This window comes from Methanosarcina siciliae T4/M (assembly GCF_000970085.1).
Taxonomy (GTDB): Archaea; Halobacteriota; Methanosarcinia; order Methanosarcinales; family Methanosarcinaceae; genus Methanosarcina; species Methanosarcina siciliae.
The window spans coordinates 2282513-2302506 of the sequence record NZ_CP009506.1 but is presented as its reverse complement, the minus strand read 5'-3'; the positions used below and the strand labels follow the sequence as shown (position 1 = coordinate 2302506).

Genomic DNA, 19994 nt, shown 5'->3' with positions numbered 1-19994 from the left:
AACTTAACCCCAAAAATAATCAACTTTAGATTTAATGCTTTTGTTTCCGGACATTATAAAAATAGCAATTTTTCAAAATGGAAAGCAGCACCTATTTCGACGAGTGGCCGAGTTTTTTCTTCATTCCTGCAGCAGTCACTTTTTTAGTCAATACAGGGATCGAAATTAGATAGGCTGCGTCAGCTGACCCAGCTTACCGGTAAGCCTTATATTCTCTGAATAGTCGACCGGACAGACGACCACTGAGACAACATCCTCGGCGAGGGCTTTCTTGAGCGTTGGCAGGAGGTCGGCAGCAGCCTCAACGCGGTAGCCCCTGGCCCCGAAACTCTCGGCGTACTTGACCAGGTCCGGGTTGCCGAAATCGACAAAGGAGTGGTGCCCCAGTTCCAGGTCCATCTTCCACTTGATCAGGCCGTAGGCGTCATCGACCCAGACGAGTACAACAAACGGGATACGCTCCCGTATCGCAGTCTCCAGTTCCTGGGAATTCATCAGGAAGCTGCCATCGCCTGTCACGGCGAGCACCTTCCGGTCAGGATAAGCGAGCTTCGCGCCTATTGCCCCGGGCACAGCAAACGCCATAGTCGCCAAACCATTTGAGATCACACAGGTATTCGGATGATACGTCGGGTAGAGGCGGGCCATCCACATTTTCAGAGCACCGGTATCAACCAGCGCGATATCCGAATCCCCCATGGCCGCACGGATGTCGGAGACCAGCCGCTGCGGTTTGACCGGATATACATCGGCATGTGCCCCATACTCAAGCTCTTCCCTGAGCAGGTTCCGGATTTTTCGGTCCTCGGCATCCAACCCCTCTTTCGGAGTTATTATTGCTGCTAACCCGTCAAGCGCAGCCGAGAGGTTACCCTCAACGCTGGCGGTGACGGGATAGTGCGCGTCGATCTCTGCCGGGTATCTATGCAGGTGCAGGATCTTCTTGTCGGCATTGGGGTTTATGCGGACGGGATCGAACTCCTGGAGGTCGTAACCGACGCAGATGATCACGTCCGCCTCATCAAATCCGAAGTTCACGTAGTCATGTTGCATGAACCCTATGGTGCCCAGGGAGTTGGGATGGTCATCAGGGAAGATACCCTTGCCCATGAACGTGGTTGCAATCGGGATCCGAAGGCGTTCGGAGAACCGGACAAGAGCGGCCCCGGCGTAGTCTCGCACTGCACCATGACCTGCGAGGATAATCGGTTTTGTCGCCTCTTGCAGAACTTGCGCTGCGCGTGTAATCTGTGCGGGCCCTGGCATGCTGTCCGCTTTATCAGATCGGGCAAGCGGGCGCAAGCCGGCGAGGCCCGAGATCGCCTCTATGTCCTCAGGAACGCAAAGATAGACGGCACCCGGCCGCGAAGTTTGGGCTTTCTCGAACGCTTCCCGCACCATCTCAGGTACGGAAGCGGAGTCGACAATCATCTCGGCCCATTTTGTAACCGGCTTGAACATACTCAGCAGATCGACAACCTGATGCGTCTCCTTATGGATACGGTTGAGGCCGACCTGGGCACTGATCGCCACCAAAGGAGTGCTATCGGTGAAGGCGTCGGCGGTTCCCAGAAGCAGATTAATCGCGCCCGGTCCCAGCGTGGATATACAGACACCCGCCTTGCCCGTAACGCGGCCATAGATGTCAGCCATGAATGAAGCACCCTGCTCATGGCGCACCACAATGAAACGGATCGTTGAGTCTCTCATAGCATCGACGAGTCTGATATTCTCCTCACCGGGGAGCCCAAAAATATACTCGACACCTTCGTTCTCAAGGCACCGGACCAGGAGCTGAGCTGCGGTGAGGGTGATGTCCTCTGCCACGATCTTCTCCTCTGCGCCCTTGCTCTTGCCTGCCGAGCTGGAGCTTCTGCGGGCCGACACGGCTTCTTGAAGACTCCCGTGAGTGGTCATCAATTACCCTCCTGTACTCTCTTTAACTACATCATTCGCGTCGTGATATGATCGGGTGCGTTGCGTCCTCCGGCTGTAATGCGTGCAGCTTCTATGACAGTTATTCCTGTGATTCTTCCTATCGCTTTTCATTTCATTCCCCTTCCCTTTTATATCCACCAATAATCATAATTATAATTTAAGTTATATATAATTATATTACTCTTCAGGACTAACTTATTCCGTCACAGAACAGACCCTTAATGCAAAAGCCACTGGTACTAACAGGAATTGTAGGAACCAGCATACATAAACCAAAAGTTCTTTTAAAATGGATGCCTATTCTTGCAGCCAGGGAAACATTATACCCTATGAGTAAACCAGAAAAGGCCATTGAATTGATTCGGTTCCGGATTTGAATTCCCTCCGAGGCTTGATACAACTATGCCTATGTCCAGTTGCAAGGGTCTTTTTTCTACTCCCCTTCCACCCATTATATTATTACTTTTCCTGATCCGTAAAACTTACAAAAGCCCTCTTCTCTCAAATCAGGAGACAGCCAGAAAATGATGATCGCAGGAATTGATGAAGCCGGAAAAGGTCCTGTAATCGGGCCTATGTGCATAGGAGGCGTAAAAATCGAGGAGTCCAGGGCCCATATCCTCAAGGTGCTTGGGGTTGCCGATTCCAAGAAACTGACGCCGAAAAAAAGAGAGCAGCTTGCATCCCAGATCAAAAAACATGCAGAAGGCTTCTTCATCCTTGAGATCAGCCCCTCTCAGATTGACGAACTCCGGAAAATTATGAGTATGAACGAGATTATGGTTATCTGTTTTGCAAAAGTTCTCGAACAGCTGAAACCGGATATCGTATATGCCGATGCTGCGGACGTAAAAGCCGAACGTTTTGCCGAAAACCTCCGCAGGCAGTACGCAAAAACCAGCCCCGCTCACGCAAAGAAAATAGAGATCATCTCCATGCACCAGGCAGATGCAACCTATCCCGTAGTCTCCGCAGCCTCGATCATTGCAAAAGTACGCAGGGACGAACTCATCGAAGAGCTAAAAAAAGAATGGGGCGTAGACTTCGGAAGCGGTTATCCCTCAGACCCCAAAACAAAAGCTTTCCTCTTGAAATGGGGAAAAGAACACGGCGGAAAGTTCCCGGAAATCGTCAGGCAGTCCTGGCAAACCGTAGAAAACGTAAGAAAAGAACTGGAAAAATCCGGAAAAGAGTAAAACCCGGAAAAGAGTAAAACCCGGAAAAGGTAAGGTCCGGACTTGAGAAATGCAGAATTTAGAGATTCAAAATTGATAAATCCAGGATCTATAAGTCCAGAATTCATGATTCCGGAATTAGTTAAGTTTTTCCCCAGGCCTGTCTGGCAGCCCCCTGAAAAAATAGAAGAGAGAAAAAAGTATGAAACTCCCCAAGAGTATGAAACTCCTGGATTTTCCTCTATCTTTTTAATTGCATCCTTTCTCTTCTTTTATGTTAAAAGAAGCCTTTTTTAATTCGTTACAAATGTCTCGTTGCCATCAACTTCACTCTCGTTTTCGGAAACCTCATATGAAGAAGTTTCATTCATCAGAGGCATGTAATCTTTACTCCCGGTTGTTTCATTGATAACGTACGGAGTGTCACCTATACGGTCTCCGTTAGCGTCTTCTCCCGAATATTTTTCCCAGTAGTTGCCTGTTGAACTGATGTTCCAGAAGTTAGTCCCATCGTCCTCAGCATTGATGTGGTTGAAAAAATCGTTCATGTAGACCGTGTTATCAGAGGAATCATTAAAGTATAATCCTACACCGTTCAGGTATAAGGAATTATTAAACAGAACATTGGACTCAGACATCAGGCTAAAGATTCCATATTCGTTCTTAGAAATCGTGTTTGACATCAGAGAGTTCATATCAGACGTTTCAAGGGAAACTCCTTTCATATTTGAGTCAGCTGTGTTGTTCATAAGGGTGTTATTTGCAGAATTATACAGCAGGATTCCCTTATCATTTGTTAGCACAAGGTTGCCTAACAGTGTGTTTTCTTCAGAATTCTCAAGGGCAATCCCCTGATATCCAAGACTCACAAGGTTATTTACGAGGTAGTTTCCCTTCGCTCCTGCGAGAGAAATTCCCACATCATTCATTATCAGAGCGTTGTTACTTAAAGAGCAATTTTCAACTCCTTCAAGGTAAATCCCCACCTCATATTCTTCCCCTCCGGAAGACACACCGGAAATAAAGAAACCGTCTATTGTGACATTGTTTGAGTTAACGTAAAAGACGTCTTCATCCGAAACCGTACCCAGCACATAAGTGCGTTTTCCCGGAGCCTCTGAGGAAGAGTTTGCAAGAATTGAAATTTTCTTATCTACCTTTACGTTTTCCTTATATATTCCGGGGTTTACGAGAATCGTGTCCCCTTCCTGTGCATTATTAATAGCTTCCTGGATAGAGCTGTAATTTTCTCCTCCATTTGAATCTACGGAAATAACCGCAGCAGCTGTCGAGACTGCGACTGACCCGAGTATGAAGAAGAAAGTTAAAAAAGCATCTAGAATCAGTTTTCCTTTCATGAACCAATGCCCCCTTTAGTTGATATAATTACACGCTTAAATTATACACATAGAAAAATAAATAGTGTATTATAAAAACTTATAAGAATATAAGTTAAAGTAATAAAAAGATTTTGAAATATGTGTTCTGAATAATAAATCTGAACTTTCGTTTACTATCCTACCAAATACAGTCTCATGTAGTCGGAAAATCGATTTAATGGCGGGATGAAAAGATCTAAAGAAATGATCCAGGAAACAGGAAAAAAATCTATGTCATAAGGCCCGTAGAATTAAACCGTTGTCTTCAGTTGAACCAATGTCTTCATATCCGTAACTGAAAAAAAGAAGGGAAAAGAAAAGGAAAATTAAAAAATAGTTAAAAATATTCAAGCTGCAGCCCGACTCCCACTTCCTTAAGCCTGCAAACCTTTGAAAGCTCAATTTTTGAATTTAAGTCCGTACAGTGGCAGGCATGGAGGCATTCCGGGTCAAGTTTTTTTAGGTATTCAAGAGTCCCGCTCATCCGTTCTTCTGAGGGTTCCAGGAGATGAAAGCCACCTACTATATCAAGGACCCTGCTGTCTCCACATACTTCTTTTGCATATTCGGTAATATTACAGATCCCGGAATGGGAACAGCCCGTAATAATTACGAGCCCTGCTTCTGCCCTGTATACGAGTGCCGTATCATCCCGAAGGAGGTCGGGAATTTTATTTCCCTCGCTGTCCTTCACATATCCGACAGCTGCCCCTGCCTCAAAGGCGAAGTTCCCGGGGATTTCCCCAAGGAAAACGAGCCTCTCGCTCAGCCAGAATGGAGTACTTGAGAGCTGTAGCCTGAAATGTTCTGAAAGCTTTTTGGGAGTGAACAGACTTCCGATTTCCCCTATCCCTTCGATTTTTTTGCTTTCGAAGGCCAGGGGGTGGGCAACGAGAATTGGAGACCTGCCGGGCAGCCTTTCTATCCCTGCTTCCATGAATAAACGGATCAGAGGTTCGAGTCCCCAGCTGTGGTCCAGGTGCCCGTGGGAGAGAGCCAGGTAATCAAGATCCAAAAGTGAAAGTCCCATTTTCCGGGCGTTTTTAAGGAATATATCCGAATACCCGGTATCAAAAAGAACTCGGGTGCCCGAATCCTCCAGCAGAAAGGACAAACCGGGCTCGGCAAAGAAATACCTGTCAATAAGGGTGTTATTATCAACAAGGACCGTGAGTTTCATGAAGTGTTTATTTTACCTGCGGCCTATAATAACATTATTACCAAATGCTCGTAGAAATAGTCAGGATTCAGTTTGTCGCTGCAGCAGATTTCGTCCAAAATAAAAAAATCGTTAAAAAATAAAAGTCCTTGTTTATAAAAAGAAAAAAATCTGAAAAAGAAAATGAGCAGCGGATCAGAAGTTTTCAGTAATATAATCCGCCATGGACTCGAAGACCCTTTTTCCGTCAGCAGAGCCAAGGATTGATTCGGAAGCTCTTTCCGGATGGGGCATGAGGCCGAGAATGTTTCTTGATGTGTTTACTATTCCTGCGATGTTTTCCAGAGAGCCGTTGGGGTTGGCTTCATCAGTTACTCTCCCTTTTTCATCCACGTAACGGAAAACAACCTGCTCGTTTTCGTCAAGTTCTGCAAGGGCAGATTCCTCAGCGTAGAACTTGCCTTCCATATGGGCGATTGGCATCCTTATAACCTCTCCTTTCCTGAACTTCGAGGTAAAGGGGGTATCAGCGGTCTCGACCCTGAGATTGGTCCAGTGGCACCTGAACTTAGGATATTCGTTTGTGGTAAGAGCTCCTTCAAGAAGCCGGGCTTCGGTCAGCACCTGGAAACCGTTGCAGATCCCGAGCACGGGTTTTCCTTCGGCTGCTATTTTTTTTACGGAATCCATAATCGGAGTTCGGGCTGCAATCGCCCCTGCCCTGAGGTAATCTCCGTAGGAAAAACCTCCCGGGACAACGACTCCGTCAAAGCCGGCCAGGTTTTCTTCTTTGTACCAGACAGTTTCGGCATCCACACCAACCACGTCTTTAAGGACATGGAAGACGTCCATGTCACAGTTTGTGCCTCCGAACTGAATAATGGCAATCTTCATCTTTTTCCCTCAATCTTCCTTCAGTGTTTTAAAAACGTTTAGCTTTCCGGATTTGCTTAATTTTCAATCCCTTTTCTTTCCGGGAAGCCCTCAGTTAAGTTCCTTGAGCTTTATAGTGTAGTTGTGGATGATTGGGTTTGCGATAAGCTTCTGGCACATCTCATCAACCTTCTGCTCCGCAACTTCGGCAGATTCTGCTTCGAGCACTATTTCGTACAGTTTTGCGGTCTTTACGCTTTCAACTGCATATCCGAGGTGCCCGAGAGCCCTTTTAGCTGTGCTGCCTTCAGGGTCAAGCATGCCTGCTTTCTGTTCAATAGTCACTGTTGCCTGGTACTGCATCTTTGTAAGCCTCAATTTTGAATTTTTAATTTAATCGGAATTTCACCTGCTTTCCGGGAGCCTGAATGCGGCATCAGGTGAAAGAGAAGGTGAATTTAAAGCGTGAACTTTAAGGCAATAATTTCCGGTCTGCACCATAATAAATAGAAGATGCTTAAAAACGTTGCGTATATTGGAGGGTACAGATAAAAAACTTCCTTTATAGCAGGCAAAGCCCTTCAAAACCAGAGCTTTCTTTCCTGTCTACGGCTTCTCCTAGATTTATAAAATTATAGAATATATAAATCAGAACAGAATAGTTAAGTTTTAAATGTATATAAAACGTAATTATATATTGGGTGAAATACTGGACCTCAATGAACCGGATAGCCGGGATTGTAAACAGGATAGTCCGGAATAGGATATGCACCTGACCGGGCAGCTTGTCCTCTGCAAAAACGGAGTCCTGAGGGGCAGCAATTGCTGCAGAGCTTACACGCCGAGAAATAACCTGTATGCCACCCGCTGTTGCTGCCTTTACTGTGCGCACTCCATCTGGATAGGGGACGAAAAAAGCGCAAGAAACCCCTTCGCTGCCCTGCAGGGAGACCCCGTGTTCGCTGCAGAAGTGCTTCGTGAAGAATCACCCGGATAAAACCGGATGACGAGAAGAGAAAAAGAGACAAAAGGCAATTAAAGATGCCAAATACACTTTTGAGTTATAAAAGAATGCTAAAAAAGCCAAATTGGCAGAAATTTCAGTATCGTTTCCCTTCACGATCTCCTTTTTCTTTTGGGTAGGGCCTCCAGACAAGGCTGGCGGAGGCGCTGATATTTATCCGTAAATTGAAAAACGGTTTCCGGATTTAAGAAAAAGTATTCTCTCAATTCGGGGGGCATTTATCAGCATACGTTTCCTCTTAATTGAGGTGTTGACTTTCAATTTGTTTTTCGACCTGCCCGACCCCAGCCTACCCGGCGCGGCGCAGGAGAGAAAAAGAGAATATTTGGAAATGTCCTGCCGGAAGATTGCAAAATAATAAATACAGGGTGACGCTCGTGTATACCGGACAGAAAGAACAGAAAAAAAGGTGCAATCATGTGCGGAATAGCGGGCGTGTTCGGAACCCCTTACAGTAATACGGAAGTAAAGAAAATGCTTGCGGCCCTGGGACACAGGGGACCTGATGCCTGCGGAATCCATACTGCAGGAGAGCTGAGCATAGGAAATGCCCTGCTTAAAATAACAGGAGATATGCCCCAGCCGCTTACGGGAAAAGGGGCTCTTGTGCTCAACGGGGAAATTTTTAATTTCCGCGAGCTTGCAGCTGAGAAAGAAATAAAAACCGATTCCGATACCGAACTGCTTTTTTCACTTATAGAAAAAGGGGTAAAGGAAGGAAGTACACCAATGGACTCTGTCGGCTCTGCACTTTCAAAAGTAAACGGGGACTATGCCCTTGCATATGCCTGCGGAGGAGAACTTGTACTTGCCAGAGACCCGTCTGGGGTAAAGCCTCTCTTTTACTGCTCCGGAAAAGAGGAAGAAAAGACGGAAATAGCCTTTGCCTCCGAAAAAAAAGCCCTTGCTTTTATCGGCAGAAAGGCAAAGCCTTTCCCGCAGGGAGTGATTCTGGGTTTCAATACCGAAAACGGGGAGATTACAGAAAAAATCCCGGAAGGGTACCTGAAGATAAAATCGCCTGAAGAAAGGATTTATGAAGAACAGGAGGCTTTGTCTCAACTGAAAAAAGCCCTTGAAAAAGCTGTGGAACTCAGGCTTACCCCGACCGCAGGTATTGCATTTTCAGGAGGTATTGACAGTACCTATTTAGCAGCCCTTGCAAAACGTATCGATCCCGGGGTTTCCCTTTATGCGGTTGGACTTCCGGATTCCCATGACATTGCCCAGGCCGAGAGGGCAGCTGAAGCCATCGGCATGAAGAAAAACCTGGAAGTCCATCTCCTTTCACCCGAAGAAATAGAAGCTGCAGTCCCTCAGGTAATCTATGCAACCGAATCTACGGACCCGATGAAAATTGCAATAGGGCTACCCCTTTATATCGTGGCAAAAACCGCAAGGGAAGACGGGAAGAGAGTCCTCCTGACCGGACAGGGGGCAGATGAACTCTTTGGAGGGTACAGGAGGCATGAGGAGTTCCTCGAAAAGGGGGCTGAGGTACTCGACAGGGCGATTTACTCGGACCTCGCAAGCATCTCTAAAATTAACCTTGAAAGGGATGATATGGTTACAATGGCCAGTTCGGTGGAACTCAGGGTCCCCTTCCTTGATAAAGAAGTGATTAGAATCGGGCTTGCAATAAGCCCGGAGCTGAAAGTCCTGAAAAAAAAAGGCTACTATGAAGACAGCTACTATGAAGACAGCTACTATGAAGACGGCTTTTATGAACGAAAATATATTCTCAGGAAGGCGGCCGAAGGGTTAATCCCTCCGGAAATTCTCTGGAAAGAAAAAAAAGCAATGCAGTACGGGACCGGAGTACAGAAGGTGCTCGACCGGCTTGCCAGGGATTCGGGCTTTTCTAAAAAGCAGGGAAGCCATATAGAAAAGTACCTCATGCAAATTGCTTCGGAAAAAGGTTTCGATTTTGTGAACAAATGAAAAATAGCGGAACAGGAAATAACGAAAGTTTTCCTCCGGATATCCTGAAAAAAAACCGGCACAAATGGCCGGTACAAATGAGTAAGTATAAACAGTTTGATTGTTATATTCGAGTAGAAAACTATTACCTTAAACTATACCCGGAATTTAAGGGGGAATTCAAATAAAAATAGCAATTACCGGAAAAGGCGGCGTTGGAAAAACTACTCTCTCAGGCACTCTGGCAAGACTGCTTGCAAGAGACGGATACGAAGTACTGGCAATCGATGCGGACCCGGATATGAACCTTGCATCTTCTCTGGGAATAGAAAATCCCCCAAAGCCCCTCACGGAATTCAAAGACCTTATTGAAGAAAGAGCAGGTGCCGAAGGTGGAGCTTTTATCTATAACCCGAAAGTGGACGACATCGCAGGCAAATACGGAGTAATAGGGCCTGACGGGGTCAGGATGCTTGTCATGGGCACCGTGGACAAAGGAGGAAGCGGGTGCATGTGCCCGGCTTCAGCTTTCCTGAGAGCTCTTCTCAGACACCTGATGCTCAGGGAAAAGAGTGCCGTTATCCTGGACATGGAAGCCGGAATCGAGCACCTGGGAAGAGGCACCACACGCGGGATGGATATTATGATTGTGGTGGTAGAGCCAGGGGCCAGGTCCCTTGAAACCGCCGAAAGAATCAAAAAACTCTCGTCCGAAATCGGGATAAAACATATCGCTGCCGTAATTAACAAAGGAGGCGCCGGAAAAGTCAACGCCAGGCTTGAGGAGCTGGGCATCCCGGTGCTTGGAGAAATTCCCTTTGACCAGCAGCTAATGCAGGCTGACCTGGAAAAAAGGGCTCCTATTGAAATAGGCGGCGAAGCAGTTGACTCCATAGTGAAAATCAAAGAAAAACTCATAGAAATCGTTGAGGAAATCAGGAAAGAAGAAGAGGCAAGTAAGAAATAAAGGCTGAAACACAGCCCCACAATTTTGTATTAATTCTTCAATTTCCACTCAAATTTTTTCCTGAAATTTTTTTGCATTTCCAGGGCTCAGTTAAAGCTGCTGTCCGGGGAATCTGACAGGGTTCCTTTTTTATAAATAAGCTCCAGGAGCCTCAGTCTTTTCTCCCTGATAAGGACGTCAGTGGGGTCTATTTCCAGAGCCCTGTCGTAAGCTTCCATAGCCTCTCCGTATCTGCCAAGGCTTTCCAGGACCGAGCCTTTCTGGTACCAGGAAAAAACATCCTCAGGGTTGACCTTGAGGACTTCGTCATAACACTCTATGGCTTTTTCAAAATCCCCCAGGTTATTGTAGGCAAAACCTTTGAGGCACTTAATTCCCAGGTGCTCGGGATCGAGTTCAAGAGCCTTATCGTAACAGGCAAGAGCTTCCTCGGACTTCCCTATCCTGTCCAGGACAAAACCCTTCTGGAGCCAGGCATCAAAGCACCCGGGGTCCAGATTTAAGGCTTTATCATAGAGCCTGAGTTTCTCTTCATAATTATCAGCTTCTTGTGCTGTTATAAGGAGCTGTCCGGGATCCTCTCTTTCTTCGGTTTTTCCTGCCGCTTCCGGTTCCTTTTGCTTTTCCTTAGCGCTTTCTGTGATATTATTTTCCTCTGCCATTTCGAATCCTCCGTTTCCGGATCAAGATTTATTTGGACCCCTTTCGGAATTATCTTCAATGCCTGATTTTCCTGTTTATGCTTGAAATCAGGGTTCGACTGGTATTGTGCACTTTTGTCTCCAATGAGATATACTTTTTCTGATCTGAATCCGGAAATTTTCCAGGGCCGGCGGTTCGAATAAGGAGAGTACGGCGCAAGGACAGTGCCCGGAGCTTTTTTTGTCCGATCAATTCCAAATATATTTCAAATATATTTTTATGTCGAATTCTCCTCGTATATTGCCTCGCAGATGCTTCCGAGGTCATTGCTAACCTGCTTCATTTCCTTGACATCCTTTACAGGGACGTTGTTCACATATATTGCAAAGGCTAGCTTCCGGTCTTCGGATGTGTTCATATATCCGCCCAGAGCCTGGGAACAGAGGATTAGTCTGTCGTTGACTGCATCATACTTGGCAGTTGTTCCGGTCTTGGCCCGGACTTTTCCTTTCGCAGGGCTCTCGGGACCAACAGAAGTCGCCAGAGACCCGTCAACTCCGAGAATGGGCAGCGCGTCCCGATATACCTGAGAGTCATTTCCGGAAGACATATACCTCAGGAGATCAACCGTAGTTCTGGGTGTCATATAATCAGCAGGAGAATTTCCTCTGCCATCAGATATGGATACGGCATTAAGGTCAATTCCGGTTTTTTCCAGGAAGGAGCGCTCTATGATCAGGCCGTCCCAGAAGCTTCTTTTTCCTTCCTTTACCGCCATAAGAGGTAGAAGGGAATCCGCCTGCATGTTCTGGCTGACCTTCATTATCAGTTTCAGGTTCTCAGAGAAAGGCGGAGAGGTCAGAAGAGCTACTCTTTCAAACTCCGAGTAGTTCGTGGTGGCTGGTAACAGGTCTGCAGGGTTATTGCCTTTAACCGAAGCGTTTACTTTCACTCCCTGACGCTCCAGCGCTTCTATCAGAAGAGAGCGGGCAAAAGAAGAAGGATCATCCACCTTATACGTCTGGACAATAGTGCCTTCGCCTGCGGGTACCTGCCCTGATACATTGATTATACCCGGACCGCCTGTTGAGATCTCTATCCGGGCAGTCTCATTCGCGTCGGTTGTTGTAACATTGGCTTCGACCACGTAGGCTGCTGTCTGAGGCCTCCAATCAACATCAGCCGCCATTCCCGGCGGAGCTGGCTTGACCATAATATCAATCAGGTTATCATTGATAACTACCGGTGTGAGAGTATAATCGTTGTCACTATCAGGAGGAGTGATTTTATCGAAGAGTCGGTCGTCAATGATAACTTCTCCCGAGACACTTTTGATACCGGCAGCTGATACCTGTTGGGCCAGCTGGTCCAGGCCGGATAAAGGGTCTGGGGTCGTTAAAATTGCGTTGCCAATGGAGTTTGCATAGCTGTGATCAATGTCGGTATAAGCTATCTTTCCATCCGGGGTGGTCCGGCCTCCCATTGTCAGGTCTCCGCTGGCTACCAGTATAAGGTCTCCGTTCAGGTTTCCTGAAGAGTCCACATGACCGCGGGTATACAGAGGAGTCTCGAACCTGTAATCAGCCCCTATTACATCGAGTGCAGCGGCTCCCGTGTAAAGCTTGGTGGTAGAGCCAGGAATGAACATCTTCTCCGGATTCAGCTGGTAGATGATTTCCCCGGTCTCCAGATCTTCTACAAGGATTCCCCAAAAGGCATGATCATATTTTGTGTCATTCATTATTTCTGTTACAGACGCGGGAAGAGGGTCACCCTCTAAAGGGCTATCCTGACTGTTTCCTACAGCCCCTGCAAATGGTTGGCAAACAGTAATAAGGCATATTGTTCCCAGCAGTAAATAGCATAAATAACTCTTAGATCTGCGAGCATAAGATTTCATGTAATCTCCCCTTAACCTTTCTATAGGATAGTTTATCAGCGAATCTAATAAACATATAAGAATCAAAAATAAACAATCGGCTGCGCCACTCAATGAACTGCCTTATAGAGAAAAAGAGATAGATATCAGAAAAAGAAGAATGTAGAAATGAAACGAAATAAGTACATTAAAAGAGTTTACCAGGAAAAAGAGCTTATTGAGAAGCTCTTGCCTTTTGCCTGCCCATTTCCGAAAGAATTTTTACCTTGACTTCAAGTGCAGGAGCAAATCCCGGTTTCAATTCAAGAGCTCTGCTGCAGCTTTGAAGGGCTTCTTCTTGTCTGCCCAGCTCCGAAAGGACAAGCCCTTTGCCTGCCCAGAGTTCAGGGGCTTCCGGAGCAGCCTGAAGAGCCGTATCGTATGCGCCCAGAGCTTCTTCATACCTGCCCAGCCTGGAAAAAAGACTGCTGACAGATTTCAGGGCTTCCAGGTAATCAGGCCTGATTTTAAGGGCTGAGCCGTACGCTTCAAGGGCTTCTTCTTTCCGGTCAAGTGCAGAAAGGACCGAACCTTTTCCTGCCCAGGCCTCGGCATATTTCGGGTTTCTCCGGAGTACCGTTTCGTATGTTTCAAGGGCTTCATCAAATCTGCCAAGCCGTGAAAGCACAACTCCTTTATTGTCCCATGCCATTTCAAAAGCCGGTTCAAGCTCAATTACCCTGTCATAGGCAGCTAATGCATCTTCAAGCCTGCCCATTTCCGAGAGGACCACACCTCTGTTGTACCAGACCCTGAAGTCAGCAGGGACTATTTCAAGCACCTGTCCTGTAAGCTGCAGGGCAGTTTCGAACCTTCTCGCCTTATAAAAGAGAACAGCTTTCTGGAAAAGGGCTGTAGCGTCCTGAGGGTCTTTTTCAAGCATCTCAGTACAGGTCTGAAGCTCTTTGAATAAAGTAAGGGAAGCATAAAGATCCCTGACAGCCAGAAAGAGAGGCAGGAGTTCATACTTTTCTCCATCAGCTGTTAAGATTTTTGTTTCGGGAGTATAGGAAAGAGATGCTTGCTCTCGCATGCCGGTACTCTCTCCGGGTATTTCCATATTTTCAATAACTGTCTCCAGTTCGGATAAAACTCCGGGGAAAAGGGGAGAATTATTGTTTATGGAAAAGACGGACCTGAGATGCTTTCGGTGTTTCTTGTTGTTTTTATCCCATAGAATAGCGGAAATTTGGTGACACGCAGTTAAAAACTCTTTGAGAGCAGTGTACAGGTTCGTATCTCCGAAACTATTTAAATTGCCAAAACTCCTGAGTGCAACATTACAATGCCCCCTAAGTTCAGGAAGAAGTTTATCAAATTCGGAATCAAATTCTCTCATAAATACCGGGCCTCCCGTTAGTACCTGTCCTTCTTTTCATAGAAATTTCATAGATTAAAACTTCATAGACTCATTGATTAAAACTTCATAGACTATCTGTTATAGAATTACTCGGAACTGCAGATCTTACTCAGAGGTCTTCCTGAGAAAGGGTGGTTGATTTCAGTGGTCTGAAAAAGAACTTAAAACTGAGTTCTGGCTCAGATTAGGTTTAACTTTCCCTTTTTTTGCTATGATCAGGTCTATCGCTGACCCTTTATCCACATGCGTTCCGCCCCTCGGTTCCTGCTGGACAACGTCTCCGAAACGGAGACCTCCTACAAAAACGCTCTTCTCTCCGACATTACCTACACGAAGTCCTGCTTCTTCCAGCTTTTTAACAGCATGCTCCAGAGGTAACCTGATAACAGGGGGCACTTCAACTTCTTTTAGTTCAGACTCTGCCTCCTGTACTTCCGAACCGGATGTTTCCGAATCGGATACTTCCGGAGTACTGCTTTTACTTTCCTCTCCCAGAACTTCTTCCAGAAGCTCGATTGCGCCGCTGATCCTGAGGAGCGTTTCATTCAGGTTTTTCTTTCCGTTCTCAAGTTTTACAAGTTTTTCCTCGATGTCTTTGAGGATTTTCTGACCTGATTCGTATTCAGCCCTGAGTTCTACCAAACGCTGTTCAAGTTGTGTTTTCATAGACCTGTAAACCCTCTTTACTTTTTATTTAATCCTTCTATTTATTCCATCTACAATTTCGATCCAATACATTTTAAGTTTTATATTTTTGCTTAACAGTAAAGGATTTCATGAAAGGAAGCTAATCTCATGGAAGAAGATATAACTTCATGTGTAAATATTTCGTGTGAAGAATATAACAACATGTGATCGGAAACATATTCGGAACAAACGCAAGTCCGAAAAAGTTGGCACAAAAACTGGAAAGAACCATTGCTTCTGATTTCTATTTAAGCTTTCAGCCTTACACTACCATTTAGCATGAATATATAAACATGTAAAGTAAGGACTGATAAAGAGTGGGTTTGGAATAATAAGGAGTGATCACGATGGAAAAAGCAAGTCCCAGGCAAATTGAGGAAATAAATGAGTACGGAAAGGAAATAATCGAATTGCTTAAGCTGAAAACCTCACCAGTGGCAGTAGCCCTGGTTCCTGAAGGTGCTGAAATTCCTGAAGGGATCAAGCGAGTCAAAGAGAGAATGAAACACTGCCAGATGACGGACCGCGTGCGCAGGACAAAAGAGGAGTTTTATGCCGTTCTTGAAGACCAGACCTGCAAAGGAGGGGCGGCAGCAATGGGGCTCGGGCACATGCCGCCCAAACTGGCGAGCGGGGAATTCTATTATGACAAATTGAAGCATTTTAAGACCCTTGAAGCTTCGAAAAAGACCCTTGACAGGGTCCCGATGGTAGAGGCAGAATCAACAGTTGCAACCCTTTACGCTCCTCTTGAAAGTGCAAGTTTCATGCCTGATGTTATTGTGATAATCGGCACTCCCGAACAGTTAATGCTCCTGACCCAGGCAGCCCTCTATAATGAAGGCGGGAGAATTGAAGCCGAATTTGCAGGCAAGCAGAGTCTCTGTTCCGACGCCGTCGCCGAACCGTACCTGACAGGCAAAATGGGAATAACAGTCGGTTGTACGGGCAGCAGGGCTTATACGGAGATTCAGGAATCAGAGCTGACTGTTGGAATTCCCGCAAAAATACTGAAAAACCTCGTAGAAGGGTTAAGGGCGATTGTCGGAAAAGCTCCTGCGCATTGATAATACAGGGGAAAGAGCATACTTATACAGAAAATCGCGGAAAATAGGAAGTAAAAGGTTACAAAAATGCCTGATTACAGGAAATAGAGGATAACAGGCAGTAAAATAACTCCCATTGCATGGGATTTCCTGATTTTCATAAAAGACGGGAGCATGCCTATCGGGGTAGAAATTAAAAAAATGAAGAGCCCGAAAACCCCTGTAAAAAGAAAGACCGTTATTGCAAGCCCTGCCAGGACTCCGGTGCAGAGTTTTGTATAGTCAAGTTTCCGGAGCATGTGATGGGCGTTGTTCCCTATCCAGACTGTAGAAAAGTACGAAAACAGGGCAGTCAACAGGACCGCAGCAAAAAAAAGCTGGACTACCTGAAAATCAGGTGATCCGGTATCCAGGATTTCATTTACAGCCACCATTGCTCCGCTCCTTGTCTTTCCTATCACCATGAGGGCTACCAGCCCGAAAATCGCATTTGAGGTATTTACCCCGGAAACCGAGACAATAAATTCCTTTGAGCTCTCAAGCGCCCGGCAGTCTGAATCGGGATCGGAAAAAAGAAAGGACTTTTGCTCTCCGGGTTCAGGCCCGATACTGTCTTTTTTGACGGGCCTTCGGTCAAAATCGGACCTTACAAAAAGTCCGGCCAGAAGGGCAGCAATAGCAGAGGAAACTCCCGGCAGCCAGGCTACAAGAGAACCTGCGGTACTGCCCGTAAAGACTCCTCTTAAGATCCTTTTTCGGGAAAGCTCGAATTTTGAAACGGATTCGGCTGGGATCTCGGATTTTGTGAGAAGGCTTATAATGAGCTGGGAAGCCCCGAAAAGTCCGCTCAGGAGAGGGAGGAGTACGGATGCCTGCCCGAGGCTTATGACCGGGAGCAGGATATTTTCTCTTGAAAATGCGAAGAGTCCCAGAACTCCTGTGATCAAGAACAGCAGAAGAGCATAAGCTTTGTACCTGTATTTTGCAAGTGAACCCTGACCCTTTACCTCCTCGCCCTTCTCGCTCGCAAGCATGATAAACACAATCGTTAGCAAGACCCATGCCATATACTCATGCATGTAAGGGTAAACTGCCGCGAAGAAAAGGGAAAAAGGCAGGACAAAAAGCATGGATACAACTACCGAACCTGCACTTCCGAGAGCAGAAAGCCGGACCGCTTCTGCCCCTGAGCCTTCAAGCAAAAGCCTGTGCCCCGGAAGAACCGCAAGCGCAGTATCCCCGTCAGGTGCCCCCAAAAACACCGACGGAATTATGTCATGGAACGTGTGAGATATCGCATTTGAGAGGATTACGAGGGCAATGTAGAAAGGGGCGACCCCCCTCTCAGCCAGAAAAGGGGCAAGTGCTACAAGGGCAAGTGCAAAATTATTAGTATGTATACCAGGCAAAAGCCCTGAAAATATGCCCAGCAGATAACCCGCAAGCACAGAAAAAAGGATAAGGAATAAAGAAATTTCTTCCACTCAACAGCACTCCCATGGGAACTATAGCATAGTTCATTAGAATTTGACAAACTTAACTAAATATTTTACAAAATAAGTATTAATAGTTATTTGTGCCAATATGTACCCGTTCTTTCGAGCTTATATACTTGAAGTCAAAAACATTTGCGATCATTTATTAATCGGTTACCTTTATCCCTGCACTAAGAGATACTTCAGAGCCTTTTTCCGCGCCATACAGAGCTAAAGCCAGCCACTCAGGTAAGAAAAAAAGAATCTGCAAACAAGTACCGCAATTAAAAGAGAACGTCCTCCCGAGACGGGACTCGGGTAGTAAAAAACGGAAATTTCAAATTAAGACTAATAATTTTGGCTTCAATATTATAAATAAATATTCTTTTAGAATTTTGTCTTTTTTACCAATCAGGAGACGTATTACAGGAAGATATAAATAGCAGCGTTTGCTAGTGCAAACAACTTAAGCCCATCATTACGATAAATTGCTTGAAAATTTTGAAGGCAATTTATTACATCAAAGAAATAGAAAAATAATTTCCAGTTATGTTTTATATAGAACAGCTATACTATAGCTTGTAGTCCTAAATGCTAATATTGAATGGGGTTCATGAGAGCATTTAGCAAAAAACAGAAGCCTGGGGCAAATGAGGTTCGCCATTCCTCAGTCATGCCCTGCGCAACCGGGACCCCACCCGGATGAGGTAACTATCGAGGTTTTTTGCCATTCCTCGGTGCCCGAGTCCGAGAGAGGTTTCGTAAACGGAAGCCGAAAATGAGGTTCGCCATTCCTCAACCGGTTCCCGTAGATATCAGAACCAACGGAGAAGTGAGAGGCAAATCCCTCTCTCAATACTATTTTTACCTCTCACTTCCACTCTGGTTCCTAAACTGCCTTATTCAATTTTAAGAGATCAGCTCAGGGATTGATCCGCCTTAAAGTCAATTATCTCCATTTCCAGTACATCCTATCAACAGCCTACTGTTTTTTCAGTCCTCTTTTGCTTCCTTTTTTCTCCCTCTCTGATTACCTCTGCCTCTTCTGACTCTCCCCTGCCCGGCCGATCATCTTTCAGGTCACTTCCTCTCCCAGGTAGTATCCTTTTCCTGTCACTTCCTCTTCCCGGTTGATTATGCCTTTTCTCAACTCCTCTTGCTTCCCCTGAAATTATACGAATACCTGAATAATAAGTAAGGTTTGATTGCTGAGAAGGATATACTTTTGGAAACAGAGTTCCAGAATAAAGTTGAGGAAACCCTTGATGCAAATAAAAAATACACCGACTTCTCCGGAAAGCACGTAAAAAACCATATATACGAGAGATCCCTTTCCTAAAGCGGCCTTCACAATTATAATTTTACAGATCAAAGTAAATAGATCAAAGAAAAATTATTTTGAAATAAAATAGAACCCAAATACGCATAAATACAGATTTTCCGCTTTTTCCAGATAATTCGTGCAAAGTAGAAAAAAGGATTTTAAAAGGATTTCAAATGACGATTAAATGTAAAAAATGCAACCATGAAGCCATCATTTTTCAAAAATACTCCGGAATGCACCTCTGCAAAAAGCATTTTATAGAGGACGTTGAAAGGAAAATTAAGCTGACAGTCCGAAAAGACTACAGCATCAGGAAAAATGACGTAATAGCCGTTGCTCTGAGCGGGGGAAAGGACAGCTCGGTTGCTCTCTATGTGATGCATAAAATCCTGGGGAACAGGCCGGATATTCAGATAGTGGCTGTTTCAATCGACGAGGGAATCCACGGATATCGTCCCCACTCCCTCGAACTTGCAAAAAAGCTTACGGAAACCCTTGGGGTCCGGCATATCATAAAGTCATTTAAAGACGAACACGGGGTTACAATGGACGACCTGGCTGCGATGGACCGGGAAAAAGGCGCATGCAGCTACTGCGGGGTTCTCAGGAAAAGCATCCTTAACAGGATGGCGCTTGAAATAGGGGCAACGAAACTGGTAACAGGGCACAACCTGGACGATGAAGCCCAGACCGTTCTCCTCAACCATTTCAGGGGAGATATGGAAAGAATGGTCAGGCTTGCACCCCCCGTAGCCGTAGAAGGTCTTGTGCTGCGGGCAAAGCCCCTGCGGAATATCCCGGAAAAAGAAGTTGCACTCTATGCCCTGGTAAACTCCCTGCCTGTAGACTTCAGCGAGTGCCCGTATGCGGGAGAAGCCCTCAGAGGAGAAATTCGGGAACTGCTAAACAACTTTGAGACAAATCACCCGGGCACCAAGTATTCCCTTCTACGCGGTTTTGACAAGCTTGTGGGAGCCCTTGCAAAGGAACTGCCGCCTGCAAAAATCGAAAAGTGCAGGATTTGCGGAAATACCTGTACCGAAGATATCTGCCAGGCGTGTAAACTGCTCGGAAGGACCTGAAAAGAGGACTATAATTATAGGACTA

Annotated in this window: 19 protein-coding genes; 8 read left to right on the top strand and 11 right to left on the bottom strand. The window is 45.8% G+C overall.

Annotation, left to right across the window (positions count from 1 at the left end; genetic code table 11):
• Positions 1 to 165: 165 nt before the first annotated feature.
• Positions 166 to 1917, bottom strand: coding sequence for an acetolactate synthase large subunit (locus MSSIT_RS09780; protein ID WP_197080353.1), 1752 nt, complete (start codon positions 1915 to 1917; stop codon positions 166 to 168).
• A gap of 545 nt (positions 1918 to 2462) precedes the next feature.
• On the opposite strand from MSSIT_RS09780, the gene rnhB reads away from it, so the two are divergent.
• Together rnhB and MSSIT_RS23160 are read left to right on the top strand one after the other, a co-directional pair.
• Positions 2463 to 3134: a ribonuclease HII gene (rnhB, locus tag MSSIT_RS09775; RefSeq protein WP_048172018.1), complete on the top strand. Its 672-nt coding sequence runs from the start codon at positions 2463 to 2465 to the stop codon at positions 3132 to 3134.
• A 42-nt stretch (positions 3135 to 3176) separates the two neighbouring features.
• Positions 3177 to 3410, top strand: a complete 234-nt coding sequence (locus MSSIT_RS23160) for a hypothetical protein (protein ID WP_148705307.1) — start codon at positions 3177 to 3179, stop codon at positions 3408 to 3410.
• On the opposite strand, the gene MSSIT_RS09770 is transcribed toward MSSIT_RS23160, so the two are convergent.
• From MSSIT_RS09770 to purS, 4 genes are all read right to left on the bottom strand, one after another.
• Positions 3407 to 4471 (bottom strand): right-handed parallel beta-helix repeat-containing protein, encoded by a 1065-nt coding sequence (locus MSSIT_RS09770; RefSeq protein ID WP_048172016.1) that lies wholly within the window; start codon positions 4469 to 4471, stop codon positions 3407 to 3409. The genes MSSIT_RS23160 and MSSIT_RS09770 overlap by 4 nt on opposite strands.
• A 358-nt stretch (positions 4472 to 4829) precedes the next feature.
• Complete coding sequence (locus tag MSSIT_RS09765) at positions 4830 to 5672, bottom strand: MBL fold metallo-hydrolase (RefSeq protein ID WP_048172014.1); 843 nt, start codon at positions 5670 to 5672, stop codon at positions 4830 to 4832.
• A gap of 174 nt (positions 5673 to 5846) precedes the next feature.
• Positions 5847 to 6545: a phosphoribosylformylglycinamidine synthase subunit PurQ gene (purQ, locus tag MSSIT_RS09760; protein ID WP_048172013.1), complete on the bottom strand. Its 699-nt coding sequence runs from the start codon at positions 6543 to 6545 to the stop codon at positions 5847 to 5849.
• 90 nt (positions 6546 to 6635) lie between these two features.
• Entirely contained in the window at positions 6636 to 6887 is a 252-nt protein-coding gene (purS, locus tag MSSIT_RS09755) for a phosphoribosylformylglycinamidine synthase subunit PurS (protein ID WP_048174661.1), read from the bottom strand.
• Positions 6888 to 7290: 403 nt separating this feature from the next.
• Between purS and MSSIT_RS09750 the strand changes: the two genes are divergently transcribed.
• From MSSIT_RS09750 to MSSIT_RS09740, 3 genes are all read left to right on the top strand, one after another.
• A complete protein-coding gene (locus tag MSSIT_RS09750; RefSeq protein ID WP_048172012.1) occupies positions 7291 to 7521 on the top strand; it encodes a hypothetical protein in 231 nt (76 codons plus the stop codon).
• 444 nt (positions 7522 to 7965) lie between these two features.
• Positions 7966 to 9489, top strand: a complete 1524-nt coding sequence (locus MSSIT_RS09745) for an asparagine synthetase B family protein (protein WP_048172010.1) — start codon at positions 7966 to 7968, stop codon at positions 9487 to 9489.
• Positions 9490 to 9646: 157 nt separating this feature from the next.
• Entirely contained in the window at positions 9647 to 10435 is a 789-nt protein-coding gene (locus MSSIT_RS09740) for an ATP-binding protein (RefSeq protein WP_082088944.1), read from the top strand.
• Between the two features lie 86 nt (positions 10436 to 10521).
• Here MSSIT_RS09740 and MSSIT_RS09735 read toward each other — a convergent pair whose 3' ends face one another.
• From MSSIT_RS09735 to MSSIT_RS09715, 4 genes are all read right to left on the bottom strand, one after another.
• Positions 10522 to 11097, bottom strand: a complete 576-nt coding sequence (locus MSSIT_RS09735) for a tetratricopeptide repeat protein (protein ID WP_048172007.1) — start codon at positions 11095 to 11097, stop codon at positions 10522 to 10524.
• A gap of 257 nt (positions 11098 to 11354) precedes the next feature.
• Positions 11355 to 12977 (bottom strand): D-alanyl-D-alanine carboxypeptidase/D-alanyl-D-alanine endopeptidase, encoded by a 1623-nt coding sequence (dacB, locus tag MSSIT_RS09725; protein ID WP_052721595.1) that lies wholly within the window; start codon positions 12975 to 12977, stop codon positions 11355 to 11357.
• A gap of 193 nt (positions 12978 to 13170) precedes the next feature.
• Positions 13171 to 14334 carry a tetratricopeptide repeat protein gene (locus MSSIT_RS09720; protein WP_048172005.1) on the bottom strand — a complete coding sequence of 388 codons (1164 nt, stop codon included), beginning with the start codon at positions 14332 to 14334 and terminating at the stop codon, positions 13171 to 13173.
• A 162-nt stretch (positions 14335 to 14496) separates the two neighbouring features.
• On the bottom strand, positions 14497 to 15021 hold the full coding sequence (locus MSSIT_RS09715; protein WP_048172004.1) for a PASTA domain-containing protein: 525 nt from the start codon (positions 15019 to 15021) through the stop codon (positions 14497 to 14499).
• A gap of 368 nt (positions 15022 to 15389) precedes the next feature.
• Here MSSIT_RS09715 and MSSIT_RS09710 point away from each other — a divergent pair, with 368 nt between their 5' ends.
• A complete protein-coding gene (locus tag MSSIT_RS09710) occupies positions 15390 to 16109 on the top strand; it encodes a DUF169 domain-containing protein (RefSeq protein WP_048172002.1) in 720 nt (239 codons plus the stop codon).
• Between the two features lie 74 nt (positions 16110 to 16183).
• On the opposite strand, the gene MSSIT_RS09705 is transcribed toward MSSIT_RS09710, so the two are convergent.
• Complete coding sequence (locus MSSIT_RS09705) at positions 16184 to 17572, bottom strand: tripartite tricarboxylate transporter permease (RefSeq protein ID WP_048171999.1); 1389 nt, start codon at positions 17570 to 17572, stop codon at positions 16184 to 16186.
• Positions 17573 to 18230: 658 nt separating this feature from the next.
• Complete coding sequence (locus MSSIT_RS23155) at positions 18231 to 18419, bottom strand: hypothetical protein (protein ID WP_148705301.1); 189 nt, start codon at positions 18417 to 18419, stop codon at positions 18231 to 18233.
• 345 nt (positions 18420 to 18764) lie between these two features.
• Here MSSIT_RS23155 and MSSIT_RS23150 point away from each other — a divergent pair, with 345 nt between their 5' ends.
• Together MSSIT_RS23150 and MSSIT_RS09695 are read left to right on the top strand one after the other, a co-directional pair.
• Positions 18765 to 18902 carry a hypothetical protein gene (locus MSSIT_RS23150; protein ID WP_156158834.1) on the top strand — a complete coding sequence of 46 codons (138 nt, stop codon included), beginning with the start codon at positions 18765 to 18767 and terminating at the stop codon, positions 18900 to 18902.
• Positions 18903 to 19060: 158 nt separating this feature from the next.
• Positions 19061 to 19969, top strand: a complete 909-nt coding sequence (locus MSSIT_RS09695; RefSeq protein ID WP_048171995.1) for a TIGR00269 family protein — start codon at positions 19061 to 19063, stop codon at positions 19967 to 19969.
• Positions 19970 to 19994 lie beyond the last annotated feature (25 nt).